Below are 20,564 nucleotides of genomic sequence, written 5' to 3'. Positions count from 1 at the left end.
TCACAAGATTTCCTTTTCCTGACTAATAGTGCCGGTACCTTATGTCTGGTACATCTAAATCCTGAAAATACCAGATTTGGTGTATATAAAATCCTATAGATAAGGTATTTCAGGATACTCCTTTCTTACCCAATTTTGTACCGTAGCATTTCTAAAATATCTAATGAAATAATTTGGATATAGGAGCTACTTCATCAATCAATCAAATTTAATTTTTTAAAAAATGAAAACACTGGTAATTGGAGGTACAGGTACCGTTGGAAAAGAAGTTGTAATGGAACTTCTAAAAGAAGGAAAAGCACTTAGAGTATTAACTACTTCAAAAGAAAAGGCAAAATCTCAACCTGCAGGAGTAGAAGCCGTTATGGGTAATACCGGAGACCCTGAGAGTCTTCAAAAAGCATTTTTAGACATTGACAGGCTTTTTATGGTCAATGCCCACACCCAAACCGAAGTGGAACAGGCTATGAATGCCGTTGCCGCAGCAAAAAATGCCGGGGTAAAAAAAATCGTTTACCAGAGTATTCATCGTGCACATGAATTTCAAACCATTCCACATGTAAAATCGAAGGTTTTGATCGAAAATGCGATCAAAGATTCAGGTATTAATTACACTTTTGTTTGTCCCAACAATTTTTACCAGAATGATTTCATGTTTCATGAAGCTGTAACGAAATATGGTGTTTATCCACAACCAATAGGGAATATTGGCCTAAGTCGTAATGATGTAAGGGACATCGCAGAAGTAGCTGTGAAAGCTTTATTTACTTCAGATCTTGATGGCCTTTCTATTCCTATCGTAGGACCCGATGCGTTGACAGGGAACGATATTGCGAATATACTTACCGGAGTGCTGGATTACAGAGTTCAATATGCCGGTAATGATCTTGCAAGCTGGGCTGCACAGACCAAACAGTTTGTACCGGAATGGATGGTAGAGGACTGGAGGATCATGTATGGCGAATTTCAGAAAAGAGGCTTAATCGCTACAGATGAAGAAGTAGCGCTGCTGACTGATGTATTGGGCAGGCCTCCCAAAAATTATGTGGATTTCCTCAAAGAAAATAAATCACTATTCCAGAGAGTACCTGCTGTGGCTGAAAGCTGAATCTTTACTATTCCTTTTCCAAAAGGATCACAAAAGGCGGGTGCATTTTATCCAACCCAGTACAGCCTTTCCTTTGATGCTGCAGAGAAGAAATACATAATAAATCTGTTGGAATTTCAGAGAAGTTAATATCAGTACCAGATTCACGATAGAAAAGAATAAAAATAAATACCTGAACACTGGCAATTAAAAACATGTCTATCAGGTATTTAAAACTCAAGTTTTTCGACACAACTTTGTCTCTGGAAGTTTTGCAAAACCAAATATAATTATCAATTAATCACTTTAATCAAAATTATTAAATCATGAAAACCTTTAATTCAACTTTTTTAAAGCTCTTTTTACTAAGCCTAATTTGCTTAACGGCAATCAGCTGTCAGGATGAAACTCCCCTGCCTCCAATGACTTTTCATGGGCCGGCAACTCAATTAGGGGATGGGACCATTAGATCCTTTGTAAGAATAGATGAGGACGGTGCTCCCGAGGAAATAGGTCTTATCTTTCCCGAATCCGCTTTAAATAATCTTCCTCATACAATGACCTTTTTGGAGATACAGCTTCCACAACAAGCTTATAAAACTCCTTTTGATCATATTGGATTTGACTGGAATCCTCATGGACATGAGCCTGAGGGAGTTTACAACGTTCCTCATTTTGATATGCACTTTTATATGATATCTTCGGCTGAGCGCATTCAGATTGGGGTGGAGGATCCTTTATCTGAAAAGCTTCCCCCTACAGGATTTATGCCTGCCAGTTATATCCCCTTACCCGGATCTGTTCCTCAAATGGGAAAACATTGGGTAGACCCTTCTACTCCCGAACTTAATGGAGGGGAATTCACGCAGGTCATGATGATGGGGTCTTACAACGAAGAGGTGATATTCTATGAGCCCATGATTACTCTAGATTATTTAAAAGAAAAGAAAAGCGAAAATATTCCCCTGGAATTAGCACAAAATTATCTTCAGGAAGGGAGATATTATCCTACGGCTTATAAGATCTCTTTTGACCAAAAGAAAAAGGAATATACCGTTAGTTTAACAGGATTGACCATAAGATAAAATTAAAAATACAGGTGTGGCTTTTCGAAGCCACACCCAACTATATGTATCTAAACCAGATTTGAAAAACGCATTTTATGTTATGAAAAACCTATTACTTGCCCTTGGCTTTTTAAGTCTTACATCCTGCATTCAGGAAAGTAAATCTTACACTCCTGTTGAACAACCTGTAAACCTGTCTCTGGAGGAGTCAATTAGAAGAGGAGAATATCTCGTAACTATTATGGACTGCCATGCCTGTCATTCTCCAAAAATAATGACGCCGCAAGGTCCCGTACCGGATCCAAACCGTCTGTTGAGCGGATTTGATGCCTCACAGCCTCTGGAAGAGTTAAGTGAAGAAGAAAAAATCACTGCTAAAAAGTGGGTTCTTTTCCATCCACAAATGACCTCAGCCATAGGCCCGTGGGGAACCACCTTCGCCGCCAATATCTCTTCTGATGATACGGGCATTGGAACCTGGTCCTATGAACAGTTTAAAAAAGCAATTACAGAGGGGAGGTATAAAGGTCTGGAAAATACTAGGTCTCTGCTACCGCCTATGCCTTGGCAAACCTATCAGGATCTCGAGGATAAGGATGTGCGCGCCATCTATGATTATTTGAAAACCACTACTCCGATAGAAAATATAGTACCGGCACCACAACTTGTAATGCAGCCACAGTAGTATTGACAATATGCATTTTATAAATTCAAAAAAATTAATAAAGATCGGATATTTAGTCCCGAACATGGTGCAGGAGTAATCTTTTGAGACAGGGAACGGCATAAAGAAGGATTTTTTGTTAACCTGCACATTCATGAAGGAGACGAATCATTAAAAGTCCTGGAGGATAAAATTCGTTTTAAAGTTAACGGACTGCAAAAAGTATGTGGCCCTGGATCAATCAAATTTATACTCGCCGGATAGAACTTGGATTTCTTGTTATAGAGAATGCATGTCTGGATGGTATTTCCCAGTAGAAAATGGGCCTTATTGTAAAGGTTCTGGCTCCTGACGGTTCTGTGACTTTTGAGGAAGTCTATTTGAAGGATTTCCCGTCCTGGAGATTTCCACCTCCTGACATAGATTTTGATTCCCGGGAACGGGTTCGGCATCTCTATCAATCCACCAGGCATCTCCTTTAGTTCTGTAGCCTGAGCAAACTTCCTCTCTTATTTAAAACTTTTCAAATGAGAATAGAACAGTTATCCCTTAAGACCTCGGACATAAAAGGCGCAGGGAAATTTTATGGAGATCTTCTAAATCTACCTGTTATCAACGGTACCCGAAGTAAGATCTCCTTTCAGGTTGGATCGAGTATCCTCAGTTTTTCCAAAGCTTCACATAAATGTTTTTATCACTTCGCCTTTAACATTGCACCCCATCTTTTTGACGATGCCTTTAAATGGATAAGGAAAAGAGCCCGGATATTACCTTTTTCGGCCAGCTCTCCTATCGCCGATTATCCCGGATGGCGTGCTAAAGCTTTTTATTTTTATGATCATGAAGGGAATATAGCCGAATGCATCGCGCGTTTTGATCTTCCTAATCCTCCCCCTGCAGTCCGTAAAATTATTCCTTCATTTATTTCAATAAGTGAAATTGGAATTGTGGTAAAGGAAGTAGAACCGGTACTTCATCAAATGAAACAGGTATATGAAATACCCTTATTTAAAAAAGGACCGCAACTGCCCGATTTCACTCCAATGGGAGATGATGAAGGTTTGCTCCTCATAACACAAAATTCCAGGGGATGGTCGCCCACCCAGCGACCTGCAGAGCAACATGATGCAGAAGTATGCTTTATCCAGAATAAAAAGGTCAGAAATCTTAAAGTGGAATCTGGCAAAATTCTTATACCAAAAAATAATATTTTTATTTAGTCCCGTCTTAGTTCCTGTCCCTATGTTCTATTTTTAATTAGCTAAAATAGTGGCCTTTAATCTCATATTAACCCAAACTATAAGCAAGACCCTTTTTAGATTTTATGGAGAGACCACGGAGAAAATTAAGTTTTATTAAACAAAAAACCCTCTAAATCAATAAGATAAAGAGGGTTTCTGTACTCGGAGCGGGATCTTGAATTTCATTTTATTTAAACCCATTTATTCCTATTCACTGCTATACACATGATTTAAAGGTGTTTACAATAATTATTAACATCAAAAGATCACATATAATTTCAACAAATGTCGGGAAAGTGTCGGGAAAGGCTTATTTTTATAATAAATGCTTTTGCTATGGCTACCGTGAAATATATAATCAGAGGAAAGGAGGACCCTGTAACCATTTATCTACGTTTTATTCACGGACGGAAACATGACTATACAAAGAGCACCGGCAAAATTGTAAATCTTTCTAACTGCATTTTATCTGGTAGTGGCAAAAAGAGTCCAATACTGGAAGGAGTAAAAAGGAATTCCCCCGAGATGAAGAACCTCAATAGAAGATTGAGAGACCTTAAAAATCAAATCATAGATCGTTATGATGAAGCCACTCCAGACATGATCAGCGGCGAATGGCTTCAAAAACAGATTGACACTTTCAATGGAAAATCTTGTCCAGGCGAAGAAACGAAAAGTGATTTATTAGTTGATGCTATTCAATCTGTAATAGATACAGCTGGAATGCGTGAAAACTCAAAAGGAGGATTAGGACTATCCAAAAACCGCGTTGACTCTTACAATAATCTTCTGAAGATCATCAAAAGTTACGAGGGCAATAAAAACCTTAAAGTGCAGGATGTCAATATAAAATTTGGTAAGGATTTTCTTGAGTGGATGCTTAAAAAGAGAAATTACTCAGAGAGTTATGCGAAGAAGAAAATAGATGATTTAAAGACCGTTTGTGCAGATGCGGAAATTCAGGGGCTCACAGTTAGTCCGCAGCTCAAAAAAGTAAAAGGAGGCAAGTCTAAAAACGAATTTATATTATATCTCACCCCTCAGGAACTTAACAAAATTGAAAAGACACCTATTGCTAGTCAATCATTAAAGAACGTCAGAAAATGGCTCCTATTGGGCTGCAATTTGGGCCAACGAGGCCAAGATCTTTTAAACCTGACGGATGACAATTTCGTCACCCGTCATGGGTTGGAAGTAATTGAGTTAAAACAACAGAAAACCGGAAAACAGGTTACGATTCCAGTTCTCCCAGTAACTAAAGAAATATTAAAAGAAGGCCTACCCTATAACATCTCACTTCAGAAATTCAATAGTCTTCTAAAGGACCTTTGTAAGGAGGCAGGAATTAATGAAGTAATTCCTGGAACAAAGATTGAAATGGTGGATAAAGATGGAAAAGTAATTCCAAAAGATGAAAAAGGAAAGAGGAAGCAAAAAGGGGAAAAACGGAAAGTCAGAGGATCTTTTCCTAAGTGGCAATTAATGAGCTCCCACGTGTGCAGGAGATCGTTCGCCACAAATACTTATGGGAAATTGCCAACCCCCTTAATAATGCAAATAACAGCCCACAGTACGGAAAAAATGTTCCTTGGGTACATCGGCAAATCTTCAATGGACTATGCTCAACAAATTGCAGATTTTTATGCTAAGGAAATTAAAAAAGAAATTTCTTCCTCCATACTACCTAAAACAAGTAAGGCTTAGTATTTTATCCATTGTACCTGTAAGGGATAACACTTTCTCTTAAAAGATATGCTTCGCTTACCCCAAGTTAGACCATACCCCCTAATATGTATAACTACTGATTCAGCAGTCCTGTCCAATATAAAATCCATTTTTCGACCTTTTTTGGAAGAATATTGGGTAGAAAAACAGTTTAGAAATAAATCGGGATATTACGAAAAATGGAAGCTGGTTTCAAGTCACGTTGGCAGAAGAAGCTTTACAATAAACTATTACGGCGAGGTTCCTTTATCTCCCCTGAAACTATAACAGAACAATGTACAAAAGGTAATCTTATGGCGTTGTTAGGAAAAGGAGATAAAGAAAAAGCCATTGATACTTTTAAATATTTTGATTAAGTCATTCAAGGGGTCCTTTAAAATATTTAATACCGAATAAAACCTGATATTGTTGACCGGTCCGAGATGTTCACATTCCTTTATCAATCAGTAGAAGGTAATATAAACTCTGCAATCATCGGGAAGTGATCTGAACCCACATGGGAAAGCCGCTCTAATTCTCCCAATCGAAATTCTTTGGTGACGAAAAAATGATCAAGAGGCCATCTTAGGAATCGGGAATTAGCATTATAGGAGTTATATAATCCTCTTCCCAACCGCACATTTTTTAATTTACCCTGTTCTTCAAAAAATCGGGTGGTTTGTGACCATGAGACATCATTAAAGTCCCCTGCTACAATCGATGGCAAAGTCTCTTCTGCTACAATATTACCTACCTTTGATAAAGCTACTTCCTCTTTGGCCACATTATCCGGATATTTTGAACTGGGAACAGGAGCTACAGGGTGCACTCCATGGAAGGAAAATTCCTGCCCGGAAGGCAAAGTCATTGTTGTATGAAAAGAAGGAACATCCGAATGTTTCAGAAATTTGATGTTCGAATTTTTTAAAGGTAATTTAGAGTAAAGAACCATTCCATAAGCATTTTCAAGAGGGTACTCCATTTTATATGGGAAAGCTTTCTGTAAAACATCTAGCTGCTCTGCCCACCAATCATCTGTTTCCATAGCCAAAACAATATCTGGATGATTTTCATCTATAAGTGCTATCAACTTATCCGAACTTCGATTTGTCACTAGAACATTCGCTATAATTATTTTTACAGAGGACTCATCCCCGACTAAATTTTCCGCATCAGGAACCACTTTTTCTCCAAAAAAATAAGGGCTCACCTTAATTGAATGGATAATGATCGCGGTTAAAAGGCCTATGACAAGAAGTGCATAACCTATATTCCAATTTCTTTTAAGAATAAATAAAAGGATGAGGCAGAGAACAGATATTATTAAATATTGAACCCGGGGAAAATCCAAAATTTTAATAAACCAAAAAGAGATATCATGAATAAGTGAAAGAACACCTAACAGGGTCATTAAAATACTCAGACTCACTATTACAATAAGGAAAAATGAACGCAGGTGTTTAACCATCATTTTAAATTTTAAAGACCGAATGTTAATCCAAATGAGAATCTGAAACCTTCTTTACTGTGAAATAAATTAAAATCTGCTGCGGCAGCCTGGGCTACAGTTAACCACAATCCACCTCCATAACTTTGATGCCAGGTTTCACTATCTTCATTTGAAGCCCAGACCCTTCCTAATTCATAACCTCCCAGAACACCCATTTGGAGGGGCAAAAAGTTGTTTTTAATAGGATCAAAGGTGTATCTTAAATCGGACCCGGCAGAAAAAGCTTTAGACCCAGTGAACCTCTCATGCCTGAAACCTCTCAACCCGTTTTTACCGCCTAAAGTTGCAGCGTTGTAAAATTCAAATTCATCAAAGAAGTTTAATTCTGCCCTTATTTTGGGATTTAAAACTAACTTATCATCATCGGATAAAGGAGTAAATAAATCCAAGAAAGGATTTAGGTATAGAAAAGTTTTGGAAACTTCTTCAATATCAGATTTTCCACCCGCAGTTATTTTAAACCTTAAACCTTTTGAAGGATTTATTGCACTATTGAGACTCTCGTATTCATATCTTCCTTCCAACCCACTATAATAAGACCTTTTAAAGATTTCTGACTCTTCAGAAAAATCTTCTGTAATGAATCTGTTTGGAGTATCCTCCACTTTAACACCTTCAAGAAAAGCTCTGAATTTTATAAAACTTCCATACTTTCCTCTCTTGACCAAACCTAATTCCCCTCCTAATTTACTTATCCGAACCCGATTAAAATCTTGGGAATATTCTTCAGTAATATTGGGTGTTTCATTGCCAAATCCAAAAAAGTTTGTGGTATTCCGAGGACTGGAAAAATATGCTCCAACAGCTAGGTTATATTTCCTTTCCGGGTGAGCAAATTCGCCCTCGTAAGAGACTTCAAAGCCCTGAGTAGCAAAAAAATAACCGCCGCTCAAAGAGTGTCTCGAAGTAAAAGGTTTGCGCACAAGACTATTGACAGTATATTGATTTCGAAAACCTAAAATTACACCGTCATCAGGATTGTATCCTACGTAAGGTAGAAAACTGTTCTTATTCGATATCTTAAGGTTCTTGTTGTACACATTTATGTCATAGTTATCAGTTCGATAAATCTTGGCTCCATTGTTTTCTTGAAAAGTATTGGGCTTGGTTTTATAATCGTATACTTTTATTCCCTCCCCCTGCTGAAGATTATAGATATCATTATTCTGACCTCCGATCAACTTTACCTTAATATCTCCGTTTTTCTCTCCTGTCACGAAAAACTCATCGTCGTCGTCAAGCCCATATACCCAGACTTCTTTAGTTTCTTCTTTATTTAATATCCGTTCGTTTACTATCTCATCTCTTTCCCCATCTTTGTTTCTGGAAATTCTTACACTGGTATTTCCTCCCGGAAGCCTGGTAACATCAATATAATCATCTTTATCTGTTCCCGTTATTATGGCAACCTCGGCCAGACCTCTATAGTAACGAGCTACAATATCCACCAGATTGGCTTTTCTTCCCTTGAACTTTTCTATAATCTCTTCTGTTGTTTCTCCCTGTGTTTCCTGAGGAAGTTTGGTGAAGGCCTCCCTGATCACCTCGTCAGTAATCTCTCGTTGTAAAATTTTAGCCTGTTCCAACCATTCTTCTTTGCCGCTATCCTGGAGTAGAGCGCGATCAAGATTTGCAGCAGATCTATTGAACCATTCCACATCCCCAATGTCTTCACTGTACCTGCCAAATTGATTTAAAAACCCAATTATTCCACGTAGGTTATTGAACACAGAACCGTCAAAGTTCGAGAAAACCTGATCCCTGTCCCTGGGAATAGGCTTGAAGATTCGATCCCCGTTTTCTTGTTCTATCTCCGCCCATCTCCATTGATCATTATGCCTATCCCAATCCCCTATCAGCATATCAAAGATCCTCGCCCTAATATATGCTTTTTCATCGAGTTTATATTTTTCATCCCTTCTTAACCTGTCAAACATTCCGGCTGTACTTTGAATATCGTGATTTGGAGAGCCAAAACTTTCATGGCCCAACCAGTGTTCCTCAGGTCTTTCTTCAATCATGTAAATTTCATTACCATGTACGGAATTATATTCGCCCAGGCCCTCCTGTTTGGGCAAATAATATATTTCAGGATTGGTGTGTAGTACTCCTGCAGCATCTGCAAGAGTTGGAATTGCAAGAAATGCAAAGGGATGGGAGGCGGTGTAAAAATCCTGTATCATCTCCTCAGCAAAGGTGTTTTCAAAGGCTTCTTCCACAGGTTTATCCTTATAAGCTGTTGCCTGTAAAAATTGTACGGCATCCTTTCGAAGCATCCTAAAGTTGTACTCCCTGTTAAGAGAATCTTTTACTCTTAGAGAATTCGTTTGATTACCTCCTCCCATTCTCATAGGAATTAAACCACCATATAAGGTATCTAGATCAGCAACAGGAATATCTACCTGTTGTTCATACAATTTCCTGTAACGCTCACCCCAAAGATCTTTGTAAAATTTTGTTTTTTCTGTTTCATCTTTTCCATAAACAGAAGTTCTATATTCAATAGGAAAACTTGAAGGGAGACTATCCAGGGCAAACTCAATATTTTTTTCAAAGACCTCTCTCTGATATATAAGTTCCGCTTCATTATTTTCACTACTGTAAAAACTGATCCAGGAGGATCCGTCTTTAAAAACGTCTAAAACCGCAAAACCTTTTTTGGCTTCTGATAAAAAACTACTCTCTGTACCTTTAACATAGGATGTCGTGGCACCTGAACCTGAAACCACCTGTTTTATATAATCATCCTCCAAATACTGGAGGGAATGATCATGCCCTGAAACAAATACTACCTTCCCCCATTTCGTGGCTATCGTTCTTAAACGATCAATGAATGAAGCATAATAAGGATTTCCTGCATCTTGAATAGAGATTCCTCCACTAGTTCTGATCAGGTTGATTAACTGTCCAATCACTGGAATAGGAACAGACTTCTTTTCGGGATCGATATACGATGACCATCCAAACTTCCCACCATGGATTCCATTTGAAATTAAAGGGTGGTGCAGTGCAAAAACAGTTGTCTTATTCTGGTTTTTCTTAAGTTCTGTTTCAATTTCTACAAATAGCTCCTCACGAGTTTTTATCTCTGAACAATCGTCATTAATTAAAGGATGATCATTCCAGTCTTCCAGGAACCACTGAGAATCCAATACGATCAGATGAACATCATCAGAAATATCTACAAAAGAAAAAGAACAACCGGGGGTGGGGGAGATTACTTTTTTCTCTTCCATATTGTCCTCTAAATAATCTTGAGTATCTTTTAATCCGTAGATCCCTTCAGCCCATTCATTTTCTCCGGGAACAAATACAAATTTTCCCGAAAAATCTTTCATCTTCAAAAGTTGATCTTCCCAGGGAAGTACCAGATTCTCGTCGAAATTATCACCTAAGAAAATTAAAAAACTGTTCTTTTCATCCCTGACATTGGCTGCGGAATTTAAAAAAGAATTCAAAGCTGCTACAGAGGAATTAGGGTCATTACTGCTTTGTGAACCACTGTCTCCCACCAGATAAAAAGATTGAAGGTATTCTTTATGATCGGGATATTGTAAATTGTCTGTAGATTGTGAATGAATGACATGGCTAACTAATAACAGGAAAAGAATATTTAAGAATTTCATTTAGGGGATTTTATTTTAATTTTCCCAAAATATAAAATAAGCTTTCTATTTTTTTAAATTCTATGTTAAAGCAGATAAGGCGTGTAACCATATGCAGGAAGAAAATTCACATAGAAGTCCTATTTACTTAATGACCTTAAAAACATTCTTTTGATAGAATATTATGGTTTCAAATTTTTTAACCCGGTCCTCGGAACAGTATTTGTAGTAGACGGACTAACTAATATTTCTAAATTTTGAAGCACACCAGATTTTTCTACAGAATAGAAAAAATAAGTCACCGACCTACAGAAGAGGATGTTATTACTGTTATTAATGAAATTAAGGAAAATGATCTTTCAATGAGCAGGATCGTGGCTACTCGAATTTATTTAGATGAACTACTAAATTTACGGGGGAAATATTCTCCCGATAGTTATACCTCTTATGACCTTAAAAAAGGAATGGGTTTTAATGTACGGCTTTTACTTTTTGATACTAAGGATGAGGAAGTTTATGTTGTTGAAAGCAGTATGGAAAAAACTAAACCAGCCGTTGAAGTTCAAAAAGAAGAAGAACGAGAAATTTTTAAGGCTTTAGGCTTGGATGATTCAATTTTAAAAATTTGAATTATGAACACAGCATCCCTTTTCCTTCCGAAACTTGGTTGGTTAGTTAGATGCCCCCTTCGCCCATAAAGCAAGGGGGCTATCTTATTAATTTCAATACCTGATAATTTGACTTTTAAAAAAATAAAAAGAGATTTAATAATGGAATCGATATGTTTTACCGTACAACGATTAGTATAAGTGAAGTTGATTGACAAAACCTAAGATTTAGTTGAAGAAGTTTCACCAAAGAATGATTACTTTTTTCTTTTGAATACAACCCTATACTTCCAAGACTCGAACGCATAGGCGTCTTGATTCCATTGAAGGATTAGAGTATTATCATCCAACTTTTCAATTACAGAGCTACTTAGGGTTCCATCAGGGTTGGTAAAATGAAGAGTTTTACCGTTTTCATTTATTCTCCATTCTCTGGTCCCTCTCATTTTAAACTCCCCAATACATGTAGAGTTTCTTATTACTTTTACATCTTTAACAACATCCTCCTCCGAATAGTCTTAAATGGATGTATTGGTGGGGAGCTGGAAGTTTTGAGAACCACAAAAGATAAATTGTAAAAAGGGCGATTACAAAAAGTATCAGACTTACCTTTCTTTTCCTCGTGTTTATTATTCTCAACATGCTTGGAGTCACTATGAAAATAAATAAAAAAATTAAGGATTCTTTAATAATTAATCAGTAATTTAAGAGAACTAATCTAAAAACCGCTTCACTTTTTGAATAGTTCCACTACTTTCTGAGATCAAGGTCATGGTATTTCTAATAGATTGCCCAGCCTTTATATATTTCACCACATCACGGTGTTTGGTCAGAAATTGGTGAGGTGTCTCAGTTGGTCCCTCACTGTGGGGCCTAATTTGCCACCGTCCTTTATGTACTTTTTTCGCCACTATTCATTCTTTCCATGGTTTGTTTTAACTCCATACTCGCAAAACTGGCTCCAATGGTTAACATGGTCTGGGTCAATAAATTTACCGACTTGTCGGAATTCAATGTCGACAGCCCGTGATTATCGATAACAATATTAACTCCGATATCGTTGGTGACCTCAACAAACTGAAGAAAATCAACAACTTTACGGCTTATCCTGCTAATTCGCTAACCATAATGTTCTGAATATTGAGTTCTTTAACAAGGTTTAAAATATCTTGGTTAATCTTCTGGTTCATGGTACCGCTCATGTAATAAGCTTTAACCTCAACGATATCGAAGCGGTTATTATATTTCTCCTGAAGTTCCTGTAATTGCATTTGAACATCCTGTTTCTTTTCTGTTGTTGAACATCTTCCGATTATAATTGCTGTTTCAGTCATTGTTTTTACCTATTGGTGATGTAACTAATACAGATAAAAACTATAGCATCTTTGTGTATTTTCAATTCTTTTTTGTCTAATTTACTTTAAGATGCTGCTATAAAAACAGTTAATAAACTTATCTTGGCTGTCAATTCTCTAAGTTTCTTATGAAGGTAAAAAGTGAAATTATTTGGGCTATATTGCTAATAGGGTCAGCAACACTTGCTTTTTATTTAGGTTCCAGAACAGAAAGAATAGAAATGGAGGATGATGTGCTAAGCATTGTGAAAGAAAAATCAGATACAATTAGAGCCTTAAAAATTAAGATTGGCCAATTATCTGAAGAATTAACATCAAGAGGAATTTACAGCTATCCCCAAGCTCACATAGTTAAAGAAGATGATTCTTCGTCAGTCGTATTGATAACGCTGAATGGAAAAGAAACAATTCCTGATTTGGAGATTGAAAAAATGATTACTTACGAAAATGGTGAAAATGATAAGGTGAATGAAAGAAAAGAACTCACCACTAACATAGGAAATTTAACTCCACATAATCCTGTAGCATTTGAAATTAAGGAGTTCAAAAAGAGTATTAAAATAATTTTGGAATTTAAATCTGGGAAAAAGCAATGGCATCAATGTATTATTGCAAAAAAGACTTCCCAAGGAGAAATTAAAACATTTTGGGTATTAACTACTGAAGATTCCATGGTGATAGATAAACATGTCGACCAAGGATTTCCTACCGACGATGAAGGTTATTTGGTTATGGGACCAAATAAGAAAATGAAGTTTGCAGAAATTGAGTTCCAGTCAATATTTCATCGATAACTTTATCCTGGCTCAGCTCACAACGTATCATCTATTTCCTTAGATTATTCTAATTACTTGTGAATGCTTTGATCTACATATTAAACATAACCATATTATTTTTTATTTAGTATTTACTATAACTATTTGAATAAATGGAAGATAACCAGTTTTTTGCTCAAACTTCTTCAGCCGATGGAGTTATGATTATTGATATTAATGGTCGATCAGAAACCGAAATAATAAATATTGCTTATCAAAGTGTAAAATCGGGCTCCCAAATTGTCATGCGGAATGTAGCTAAAATTGAACGTAGCATTTTGGAACGAGCAGCAATAGTAGGACAGGGATTGGTTCTTTTTGACTTAAGATAAATGAGAATATTATCCAGCGCTAAAGAAGTTTATATTTCTTTTTAGATAAATCAGCCACTGATTTGTTATGTTAGATTTTTTAAAAATTTCAAAACATACATATCTATGAAAACGACAGGAATCATTATTGCTGCAATATTAATATTAGGTCTAATTGCAGTTTTAACACTAGTATTGGAAGTAATTGGTTTTTTGGCTGGGGTAGTTCTTTTTATAATAGCAGCAATAGTTCTAGTGTATTTCTTTAAAAAGGTCAAGGATAAAGTTAGTTAACAAAAATCCTTTAATATTGTCATTTCTAATCCTTCACTAAGTTTAAGGGGCATCAGAGGATCCAAAATTTAAAAAAAGTGTGCAAAGTCCAATCTGACGGGGGATCCAGTCTGACGGGGTGATATAAATATCATTGTAAATTTCTCTAAATAGAGAACAGAAAAGAGCGAACACAGGTTACCACCGCATTTCCCCCTAACCACCCTCCTTATGATGCTTAAATATAGAAAAAATAGATATATAATACCTTTACACGCTTTCTGAATTAGGTAATCGTACCTGTATCATGGTTTTTTCTAAAATCCCTAATTTTCCTAAGCAAAGCTTTATTTATTAAATCTTTTGGAGAACTATCTTCTAATTCGGCAATCCTTTTAATCTCCTCCATAACGCAGGTTTTAATCATTATTGATACTCGTATTTCTCTGGAATCTTCTAAAGGGTCCAGATTTGTTTCCGTCTGTTTCATATTTAAAGCAAATTAATTTTATAACATAAAACAAATACTGTTCCTACATATTCCTAATTCTATTCCTCTAAACAAATATTTTTAATTCTCTTTTAAAAAATTGGTAAATTAATCTAATTTAAAAATTTCGATTAAACACAATTCTATTAACATGCAGAGGAGGCGGAGAAGAGAAAAACTTAAAAGCTTTTATGAAAGTTGTAGAACAACTTTTATAGTAATAATTATTTTCGGGATTTGCGCAGTTATCATATGGTTTTTAATTTATTAGAGAAAAAAACATGGTATAATGGAAATTTCCGAAACACTACTTCAAATTCTTTTAAACCATTCCTTTCTTCTTAAAATCGAAATGAAAAAATGAAAAATAAAGCCCTAAAAGTTCGTGCTTTGAATGAAATTCTTCAGGAAATAAATAATTTTGGGAGGTTTAAGAACAGGAAAGGAAACCCAATTTATAATCATGTTCTTAGTCTTCTCAAAAAACATAAAATTCTTATTCAGAGTAAAAATGAAAATTCGAAATATTGGTATCCTGGTGAAAATTATACAGAAGCCATAGAAGTTGGTACAATAAAGTATATGCGGTCAAGTAAAGAGAGAAGTTTTCATTCCTTTTTCGAAAAAACATTCTACAGTGAGAAAGGAATTTTTTTCTCTGGTTTAATGATTGGATTTCTTTTAGGAGGTACTTTGATGTATATGATATTAGAAAAACTTCTATTTTGATGAATTTGAATTGTCCCCATCTAATGAAAGAATACCCATCTTTCTAGCACGTTCTTCCCATTTTTTTCTGGCAAGTTTTTGCATATCTTCAATACTATCACTTTCATCCATTATTTCCAATCCTAATAAAGTCTCTATAATATCTTCCATAGTCACTAGACCAATAGTGTTTCCATATTCATCTACTACCATTGCGATATGTGTTCTAGTTTTAATAAATCTATCAAATAGATTAGGAATGGGCATTTCTCTAGTGATAGCAGGAAGATCTCTCCTCAGGATACTTAATGGCTCAGGTCCTTTTTTATCTATCATTTCTTCCAGGAGATCATCTTTTAAAACAAACCCCGAAATGTTATTAGGTGAATCTTTATATATAGGGATTCTTGAAAATTTAAGATTTCTGTTTTCATGAAAGAAATCTTCGATGGAAGTTTCTTCATTTTCAATTTTCGCAACCGAAAAGGGCGTCATCACATCTTTTGCTTCTATAGAGCGGAAAATTAAAAGATTTTTTAAAATAGTAGACTCATTTTGCTCAAACACGCCTTCATCTTCCGCCACATCCGCAATAGCAATAAATTCCTCCCTACTCATTGTACTAACATGAGCCGATTTACCAATCGCTTTTGTGGTCAGCATCATTAACCAAAGTATTCCCGTATATTTCAATGGAAAAATGAGAGCTTTTAATGCTTTCGCTGTAAAGTTTCCCAGACTTTGCCAGTAAGTTGCTCCGATGGTCTTAGGTATTATTTCAGAAAGAACCAGAATTGCTAATGTCATTAAAGCTGAAACTATTGCCACTGCATTTGTTCCGTCACCAAACGCTTTTTCTGCCTGAACCCCCACCATTATAGCCCCGACAGTGTGAGCTATAGTATTAACTGTAAGAATGGCAATAAGAGGACGATCAATATTTCTTTTAAACCTGGCAAGGGTTTCGGCGAACTTCTTTCCCTCTTGTTTTTTCATCTTTATATAAGAAGGTGTAAAACTTAATAAAGCGGCCTCAAGTATTGAACACAAAAAAGAAAAGAAAATTGATAAAACTGCATATAGAATCAATAACTCCATGGAAAATTTATTTTAAAGTTACTGATTAAGAACAAAACCGCTGTTAAGGTTACAATAAAATTAAAGGACTGGAAATGAGAGTGGGGTTTTTTACCTCTTAAGAACCAACATTCCATCATTTTTCCAGGTTTCATCTATATTTGTTCGAAGCAAAACAAAAAAAATAAAAAGGGTAATTAATGACCACCATTGACCTAATACTCCTGGGAATAGTCATTGCTTCAAACAACTTGGCATTTGCATTCGGTTTAGGGGCTTTAGGCACGAGCAAATATCATTTAAGGATAGTAGTGATTTTTACTCTTACGGAATTTACCATACCTCTTGTTGGATTGCTAATTGGACGCCTTATAAGTTCCTTAATCGCTGATTACGCCAGTATTGTAGGCACTTTAATATTGGTCGGCCTGGGATTATACACCATTTACTCATCTTTAAAGGATAAAACCAAAAAAGATACTTCTATAGAATATATAACCTCCATAAAAGGACTAATATTAATCGCGTTGGGCCTAAGTGTTGACAATTTGCTAGTAGGATTTAGTCTCGGATTAAGAGATATTAATCCCCTAAGGTTAGCCTTATTTATAGCCTTTTGCTCTATGGTATTTACTTTTACAGGGCTAAAAGGCGGTAAATACATCAAAAATAATGTAGGGAAATATGTACAAATCTTTGCCGGTATTGTCTTAATAATTCTGGGTGCTATAAATTACTTTGGTCTACCGTGAAAGGGCAATACTATTAATACCGGGAAGAATCCTGAACATTTTCCTCATAATTATCAATTAGTAGCTGATATTTTTTCTGTTTGGCTTTCCATTTTTCCATGGCATACTGTTGCATATCTTCAACGCGATCTTTTTCATCAACAATTTCAAAACCTAATAAGGTTTCGATAATATCTTCCAGGGTTACGATACCGTCCATACCACCGTATTCGTCTACAACTAAAGAAATTTGTTCTTTCTTATGCAGTAGCTCCTCCCAAATTCTAAAGAGAGTGTCTGTTTCAGGAAAAGTCGAGATATTCCTCTTAAGATCTTTTAATTTGAGATCGAATTGATCTTCAGCTAATTTTTCAAATACCTGCTCTCGAAAGACGTATCCAGTAATGTTATCCCTGCTGCCCTGATATACCGGGATACGGGAAAAATGCAAAAATTCCTTATTTATGAGGAACTCCTGTAAGGGCATATTCTCGTTGGCTACTATTACCACAATCCTAGGGGTCATAATTTCAGAAAGGCGAATGGTTTTTAGCCTAATCAGGTTTTGAATTATTTTGTTCTCTTTATCACCAAAAATTCCTTCTTCAGTACCTATGGATGCTAAAGCAGAGATTTCTTCTCGGCTGGTTGTTAGCTCCTTTTCTTTTCTTGATAAATATCGGGTAAGGAACATTGACATGATCACCAGAGGGTAAGTAATCGCAATCATCCCCCTTATTATTTTAGTCGTAATTCCCATTAATTCTCTACTAAAATTGGCTCCAAGCGTTTTCGGTATGATTTCGGTCAGTACAAGTATCAGTATGGTTAGAACTGCTGAAACGACTCCAAAGTAGGCTTCCCCAAAAACTATTGTGGCTTGTGCGCCCACACCGGCTGCACCGACTGTATGAGCCACTGTATTCAAAGAAAGAATAGCAGAAAGAGGTCTGTCCACATCTTCCTTTAAGATCAGGAAATTTTTTGCGCTTTTACTACCTAATTCCATTTTAGCTTTCACGTAAGAAACTGGTGTGGATAATAAAACAGCCTCTGCTATAGAACATAAAAAAGAAGTAAAAAGAGCTATAAATAAATATATGAAGAGAAGCGTCATTAATTAAAAAATATAATTTTAATTAATTCACTCACTTTTGGATTATGAAGCCTTGGGTAGTCTGAACAAAAATTGTTCTGAAAAGCGGGGTTGACACCTCCGCTAAATATACTATTGCTGCAATGTTCGGGGTCTGGATCCATAATACTATTATAAACTATAATGTTATGTGTAAAAATTGAACAAAAATTGTTCCGCGGTGACACCAGTAGAAAATATAAAAACTCAGGAGGATCATTATAAGACAAAAGAGGTGAAAATTTCCATTTCCACCTCTTCTTGACTAAAACCTTCTATATATGAAAGATTAAGCTCAATTTACAAAAAAATAGCATATTAAAATTCCTAGTGATCTAATTCGCTTTATTAAGCCTTTATAAGTCAAGGAGCCTTAACGCACTTTGACATTATAATGCTAAAGAAAGTTAAGTTAAAATCATGCATGGGCTCCCAAAATTACATTTTAAGCAAAGAACTATCTATAACAATTAATTGTTATTATTTCAATCTCAGGGACCGATTTGAAAAGAAAATTAAAGAAATGAGAAGACTTAAGGTGTTTAATGTTGATCATTTTTAGTGGGTTAATAGGCATTATTAAATTTTATTGGGTAAAATTTAGATGACCCCCTCCAGATCTCCAGCCGAAAAATTGATTTCTTTAATCTTCCCTTTTTCGTCTCCTTTGTAAACGACATTCTGTATACCTCTATCTAAGCTAATTAAAAATTTTGACCCACTTAGTTTCCTGTTATTTAAATAATAAATAAGGGGTGCATTAAATTTTAAAGCTATGGAATTGAGGTATTTTGAAGCCTCGTTCTGAGCTCCTCGAATTTCTTCAATAATTACAAATTTTATATTTTTTCTTTTCTCTACCTTAAAGACTACTAGGGTTTGATCTATGAATTTTGCAACTTTATACTCGGAAAATCTATATCTCCATTTTAAATAACCTGCAGAAAAAAATGTCTGTATACCTCCATTGTACCTTTCGTAAGGAAGCTGTCCTAGAGCATTTTCTGTCTCCAGTACAGCAAATGTTTTCCTCTTACTAAAAGGTATTACTAATCCAATCCTGTATCTAATTTCTCGTTCGAGTTTTTTCCAACCCATCTTCAAATTCCCCTGAATGCTGTTTTGATTAGGAGTGTTAAAAATCAGGTCACGTTCATCCTTTGTCCTTTTTAAACCATAAGCATTTAAACGTGTGAATAACCCTTGCCTCCTATAAGATGGATCCGTACAAGTGTCAACAGGGCGAACTGCCCGAATAAAATTCTGACCTCTAGAAAATTTCCACTTCATGAACATTCTTAGGCCTACAATCTTATTTTTTTCAATAGCCACTAAACCCAGAGATTGACCAAAAGGATTTTCCTGATGTTTCCACTGGAAATAATCATTAGTGATTTTATTGGCAAAACTTCTATTAAAAAGCTTTACGGATCCGTCGATATCCTTCTCATAATCTAATTCTCGAATCTCCATTTTTATTTATAATATATGGAAAATGAAATAAAATGAGGTAAATTTGATCGTTAATATTAGACTTCGAATATCACATAAGTAGCTATTTAAATCTATTTTAATTACTTAGACAAACTTGAAGTCATTTATTTTAAGGAGTGACATCTTATCTTGAGTGATAGACTTATTTAGAAAGAAAGATTGTTTCAAATTTGAAATATTTTATAATCATGATAACATTTTCTGTAATATTTCTTTTTCTTCTTTATTTAGTAGGTACTCTTCTGAAGAAAAAGTTCATAGCCGAATCTATAAGGTGTGAGAAATTTGTTGAAAATCATCCTGAAATATGGGAAGCGGATTCTAAAGTACAGGCCATAATCCAGAAGATAGAAAGGAATTTATCTGCTTGTCCCATATGTCAAGGAGTGCACTATCAGCTTTGGAACGACAATGAACATAAAATCGAGTATAGATGTACCGGGTGTAAAGAAATTTACAACCTAAACACCACAGAGGCTAAAATTTACATTAATGAACTAAAGGTACAACTAATAACTCTTGACCTTTTATTAGCAAAAGTGGCAGAGCATAGACATCAAAAAGGATGGGAGGCCCTTAAACATAGTATTAAAAATAGCTATGACACCTCGAAAAACATCCCATGGATAAGAACTATATCTTTAAAAGGTAGAGGTTCTCTGACTTTACAAAAGATCCCTTAACTATGA

20 protein-coding genes are annotated in these 20,564 nt (G+C 35.6%); 12 read left to right on the top strand and 8 right to left on the bottom strand.

Annotated elements, in window-relative coordinates; genetic code table 11:
* The first annotated feature begins 223 nt into the window (after positions 1–223).
* The 5 genes from OU683_RS02220 (at position 224) to OU683_RS02200 (ending at position 5,763) form a co-directional block, all read left to right on the top strand.
* Positions 224–1,108, top strand: coding sequence for an SDR family oxidoreductase (locus OU683_RS02220; RefSeq protein ID WP_268134709.1), 885 nt, complete (start codon positions 224–226; stop codon positions 1,106–1,108).
* A 305-nt stretch (positions 1,109–1,413) separates the two neighbouring features.
* On the top strand, positions 1,414–2,172 hold the full coding sequence (locus OU683_RS02215; RefSeq protein WP_268134707.1) for a DUF5602 domain-containing protein: 759 nt from the start codon (positions 1,414–1,416) through the stop codon (positions 2,170–2,172).
* Between the two features lie 82 nt (positions 2,173–2,254).
* On the top strand, positions 2,255–2,839 hold the full coding sequence (locus OU683_RS02210; RefSeq protein ID WP_268134705.1) for a diheme cytochrome c-553: 585 nt from the start codon (positions 2,255–2,257) through the stop codon (positions 2,837–2,839).
* A 506-nt stretch (positions 2,840–3,345) separates the two neighbouring features.
* On the top strand, positions 3,346–4,038 hold the full coding sequence (locus tag OU683_RS02205) for a VOC family protein (protein ID WP_268134703.1): 693 nt from the start codon (positions 3,346–3,348) through the stop codon (positions 4,036–4,038).
* Between the two features lie 357 nt (positions 4,039–4,395).
* Positions 4,396–5,763, top strand: coding sequence for a phage integrase SAM-like domain-containing protein (locus OU683_RS02200; protein ID WP_268134701.1), 1,368 nt, complete (start codon positions 4,396–4,398; stop codon positions 5,761–5,763).
* 460 nt (positions 5,764–6,223) lie between these two features.
* On the opposite strand, the gene OU683_RS02195 is transcribed toward OU683_RS02200, so the two are convergent.
* The gene (locus OU683_RS02195; RefSeq protein ID WP_268134699.1) at positions 6,224–7,234 is read right to left on the bottom strand and encodes an endonuclease/exonuclease/phosphatase family protein; all 1,011 of its coding nucleotides are present in this window, start codon (positions 7,232–7,234) and stop codon (positions 6,224–6,226) included.
* Between the two features lie 8 nt (positions 7,235–7,242).
* Positions 7,243–10,899 carry a metallophosphoesterase gene (locus OU683_RS02190; RefSeq protein WP_268134697.1) on the bottom strand — a complete coding sequence of 1,219 codons (3,657 nt, stop codon included), beginning with the start codon at positions 10,897–10,899 and terminating at the stop codon, positions 7,243–7,245.
* 236 nt (positions 10,900–11,135) lie between these two features.
* Here OU683_RS02190 and OU683_RS02185 point away from each other — a divergent pair, with 236 nt between their 5' ends.
* Entirely contained in the window at positions 11,136–11,507 is a 372-nt protein-coding gene (locus OU683_RS02185; RefSeq protein ID WP_268134695.1) for a hypothetical protein, read from the top strand.
* Positions 11,508–12,377: 870 nt separating this feature from the next.
* Here OU683_RS02185 and OU683_RS16580 read toward each other — a convergent pair.
* Positions 12,378–12,593: a hypothetical protein gene (locus OU683_RS16580; protein ID WP_442800846.1), complete on the bottom strand. Its 216-nt coding sequence runs from the start codon at positions 12,591–12,593 to the stop codon at positions 12,378–12,380.
* A complete protein-coding gene (locus OU683_RS02180) occupies positions 12,590–12,820 on the bottom strand; it encodes a recombinase family protein (RefSeq protein WP_268134693.1) in 231 nt (76 codons plus the stop codon). Before OU683_RS02180 ends, OU683_RS16580 begins: the two co-directional genes overlap by 4 nt.
* A gap of 149 nt (positions 12,821–12,969) precedes the next feature.
* On the opposite strand from OU683_RS02180, the gene OU683_RS02175 reads away from it, so the two are divergent.
* From OU683_RS02175 to OU683_RS02165, 3 genes are all read left to right on the top strand, one after another.
* A complete protein-coding gene (locus OU683_RS02175) occupies positions 12,970–13,635 on the top strand; it encodes a hypothetical protein (RefSeq protein WP_268134691.1) in 666 nt (221 codons plus the stop codon).
* Positions 13,636–13,769: 134 nt separating this feature from the next.
* Positions 13,770–13,988, top strand: a complete 219-nt coding sequence (locus tag OU683_RS02170; RefSeq protein WP_268134689.1) for a hypothetical protein — start codon at positions 13,770–13,772, stop codon at positions 13,986–13,988.
* Between the two features lie 105 nt (positions 13,989–14,093).
* Positions 14,094–14,261 carry a hypothetical protein gene (locus OU683_RS02165; protein ID WP_268134687.1) on the top strand — a complete coding sequence of 56 codons (168 nt, stop codon included), beginning with the start codon at positions 14,094–14,096 and terminating at the stop codon, positions 14,259–14,261.
* Between the two features lie 265 nt (positions 14,262–14,526).
* Here OU683_RS02165 and OU683_RS02160 read toward each other — a convergent pair whose 3' ends face one another.
* On the bottom strand, positions 14,527–14,730 hold the full coding sequence (locus OU683_RS02160) for a hypothetical protein (RefSeq protein ID WP_268134685.1): 204 nt from the start codon (positions 14,728–14,730) through the stop codon (positions 14,527–14,529).
* Positions 14,731–15,090: 360 nt separating this feature from the next.
* On the opposite strand from OU683_RS02160, the gene OU683_RS02155 reads away from it, so the two are divergent.
* Positions 15,091–15,459: a hypothetical protein gene (locus OU683_RS02155; protein ID WP_268134683.1), complete on the top strand. Its 369-nt coding sequence runs from the start codon at positions 15,091–15,093 to the stop codon at positions 15,457–15,459.
* Here OU683_RS02155 and OU683_RS02150 read toward each other — a convergent pair.
* The gene (locus tag OU683_RS02150; RefSeq protein ID WP_268134681.1) at positions 15,451–16,536 is read right to left on the bottom strand and encodes a CNNM domain-containing protein; all 1,086 of its coding nucleotides are present in this window, start codon (positions 16,534–16,536) and stop codon (positions 15,451–15,453) included. The two genes, OU683_RS02155 and OU683_RS02150, sit on opposite strands and share 9 nt — an antisense overlap.
* 179 nt (positions 16,537–16,715) lie before the next feature.
* Between OU683_RS02150 and OU683_RS02145 the strand changes: the two genes are divergently transcribed.
* Complete coding sequence (locus OU683_RS02145; protein ID WP_268134679.1) at positions 16,716–17,267, top strand: manganese efflux pump MntP; 552 nt, start codon at positions 16,716–16,718, stop codon at positions 17,265–17,267.
* 13 nt (positions 17,268–17,280) lie between these two features.
* On the opposite strand, the gene OU683_RS02140 is transcribed toward OU683_RS02145, so the two are convergent.
* Positions 17,281–18,363: a CNNM domain-containing protein gene (locus OU683_RS02140; protein WP_268134677.1), complete on the bottom strand. Its 1,083-nt coding sequence runs from the start codon at positions 18,361–18,363 to the stop codon at positions 17,281–17,283.
* Positions 18,364–18,981: 618 nt separating this feature from the next.
* Positions 18,982–19,854, bottom strand: a complete 873-nt coding sequence (locus OU683_RS02135) for a GNAT family N-acetyltransferase (RefSeq protein WP_268134675.1) — start codon at positions 19,852–19,854, stop codon at positions 18,982–18,984.
* 209 nt (positions 19,855–20,063) lie between these two features.
* Here OU683_RS02135 and OU683_RS02130 point away from each other — a divergent pair, with 209 nt between their 5' ends.
* Complete coding sequence (locus OU683_RS02130; protein ID WP_268134673.1) at positions 20,064–20,558, top strand: hypothetical protein; 495 nt, start codon at positions 20,064–20,066, stop codon at positions 20,556–20,558.
* Positions 20,559–20,564: the final 6 nt, after the last annotated feature.

This window comes from Salinimicrobium sp. TH3, from assembly GCF_026676115.1.
In the GTDB taxonomy this organism is placed as follows: Bacteria; Bacteroidota; Bacteroidia; order Flavobacteriales; family Flavobacteriaceae; genus Salinimicrobium.
The sequence above is the reverse complement of the archived record's forward strand: the minus strand, read 5'-3'. Positions and strand labels throughout refer to the sequence as shown.

Bases quoted from the DNA above. Each gene is read 5' to 3' on its own strand.
- OU683_RS02160 (WP_268134685.1), bottom strand. From the start codon at position 14,730: ATGAAACAGACGGAAACAAATCTGGACCCTTTAGAAGATTCCAGAGAA.
- OU683_RS02190 (WP_268134697.1), bottom strand. From the start codon at position 10,899: ATGAAATTCTTAAATATTCTTTTCCTGTTATTAGTTAGCCATGTCATT.
- OU683_RS02130 (WP_268134673.1), top strand. From the start codon at position 20,064: ATGATAACATTTTCTGTAATATTTCTTTTTCTTCTTTATTTAGTAGGT.
- OU683_RS02220 (WP_268134709.1), top strand. From the start codon at position 224: ATGAAAACACTGGTAATTGGAGGTACAGGTACCGTTGGAAAAGAAGTT.
- OU683_RS02205 (WP_268134703.1), top strand. From the start codon at position 3,346: ATGAGAATAGAACAGTTATCCCTTAAGACCTCGGACATAAAAGGCGCA.
- OU683_RS02145 (WP_268134679.1), top strand. From the start codon at position 16,716: ATGACCACCATTGACCTAATACTCCTGGGAATAGTCATTGCTTCAAAC.
- OU683_RS02155 (WP_268134683.1), top strand. From the start codon at position 15,091: ATGAAAAATAAAGCCCTAAAAGTTCGTGCTTTGAATGAAATTCTTCAG.
- OU683_RS02215 (WP_268134707.1), top strand. From the start codon at position 1,414: ATGAAAACCTTTAATTCAACTTTTTTAAAGCTCTTTTTACTAAGCCTA.
- OU683_RS02140 (WP_268134677.1), bottom strand. From the start codon at position 18,363: ATGACGCTTCTCTTCATATATTTATTTATAGCTCTTTTTACTTCTTTT.
- OU683_RS02175 (WP_268134691.1), top strand. From the start codon at position 12,970: ATGAAGGTAAAAAGTGAAATTATTTGGGCTATATTGCTAATAGGGTCA.
- OU683_RS02135 (WP_268134675.1), bottom strand. From the start codon at position 19,854: ATGGAGATTCGAGAATTAGATTATGAGAAGGATATCGACGGATCCGTA.
- OU683_RS02195 (WP_268134699.1), bottom strand. From the start codon at position 7,234: ATGATGGTTAAACACCTGCGTTCATTTTTCCTTATTGTAATAGTGAGT.
- OU683_RS02200 (WP_268134701.1), top strand. From the start codon at position 4,396: ATGGCTACCGTGAAATATATAATCAGAGGAAAGGAGGACCCTGTAACC.
- OU683_RS02210 (WP_268134705.1), top strand. From the start codon at position 2,255: ATGAAAAACCTATTACTTGCCCTTGGCTTTTTAAGTCTTACATCCTGC.
- OU683_RS02150 (WP_268134681.1), bottom strand. From the start codon at position 16,536: ATGGAGTTATTGATTCTATATGCAGTTTTATCAATTTTCTTTTCTTTT.
- OU683_RS02170 (WP_268134689.1), top strand. From the start codon at position 13,770: ATGGAAGATAACCAGTTTTTTGCTCAAACTTCTTCAGCCGATGGAGTT.
- OU683_RS02165 (WP_268134687.1), top strand. From the start codon at position 14,094: ATGAAAACGACAGGAATCATTATTGCTGCAATATTAATATTAGGTCTA.
- OU683_RS02180 (WP_268134693.1), bottom strand. From the start codon at position 12,820: ATGACTGAAACAGCAATTATAATCGGAAGATGTTCAACAACAGAAAAG.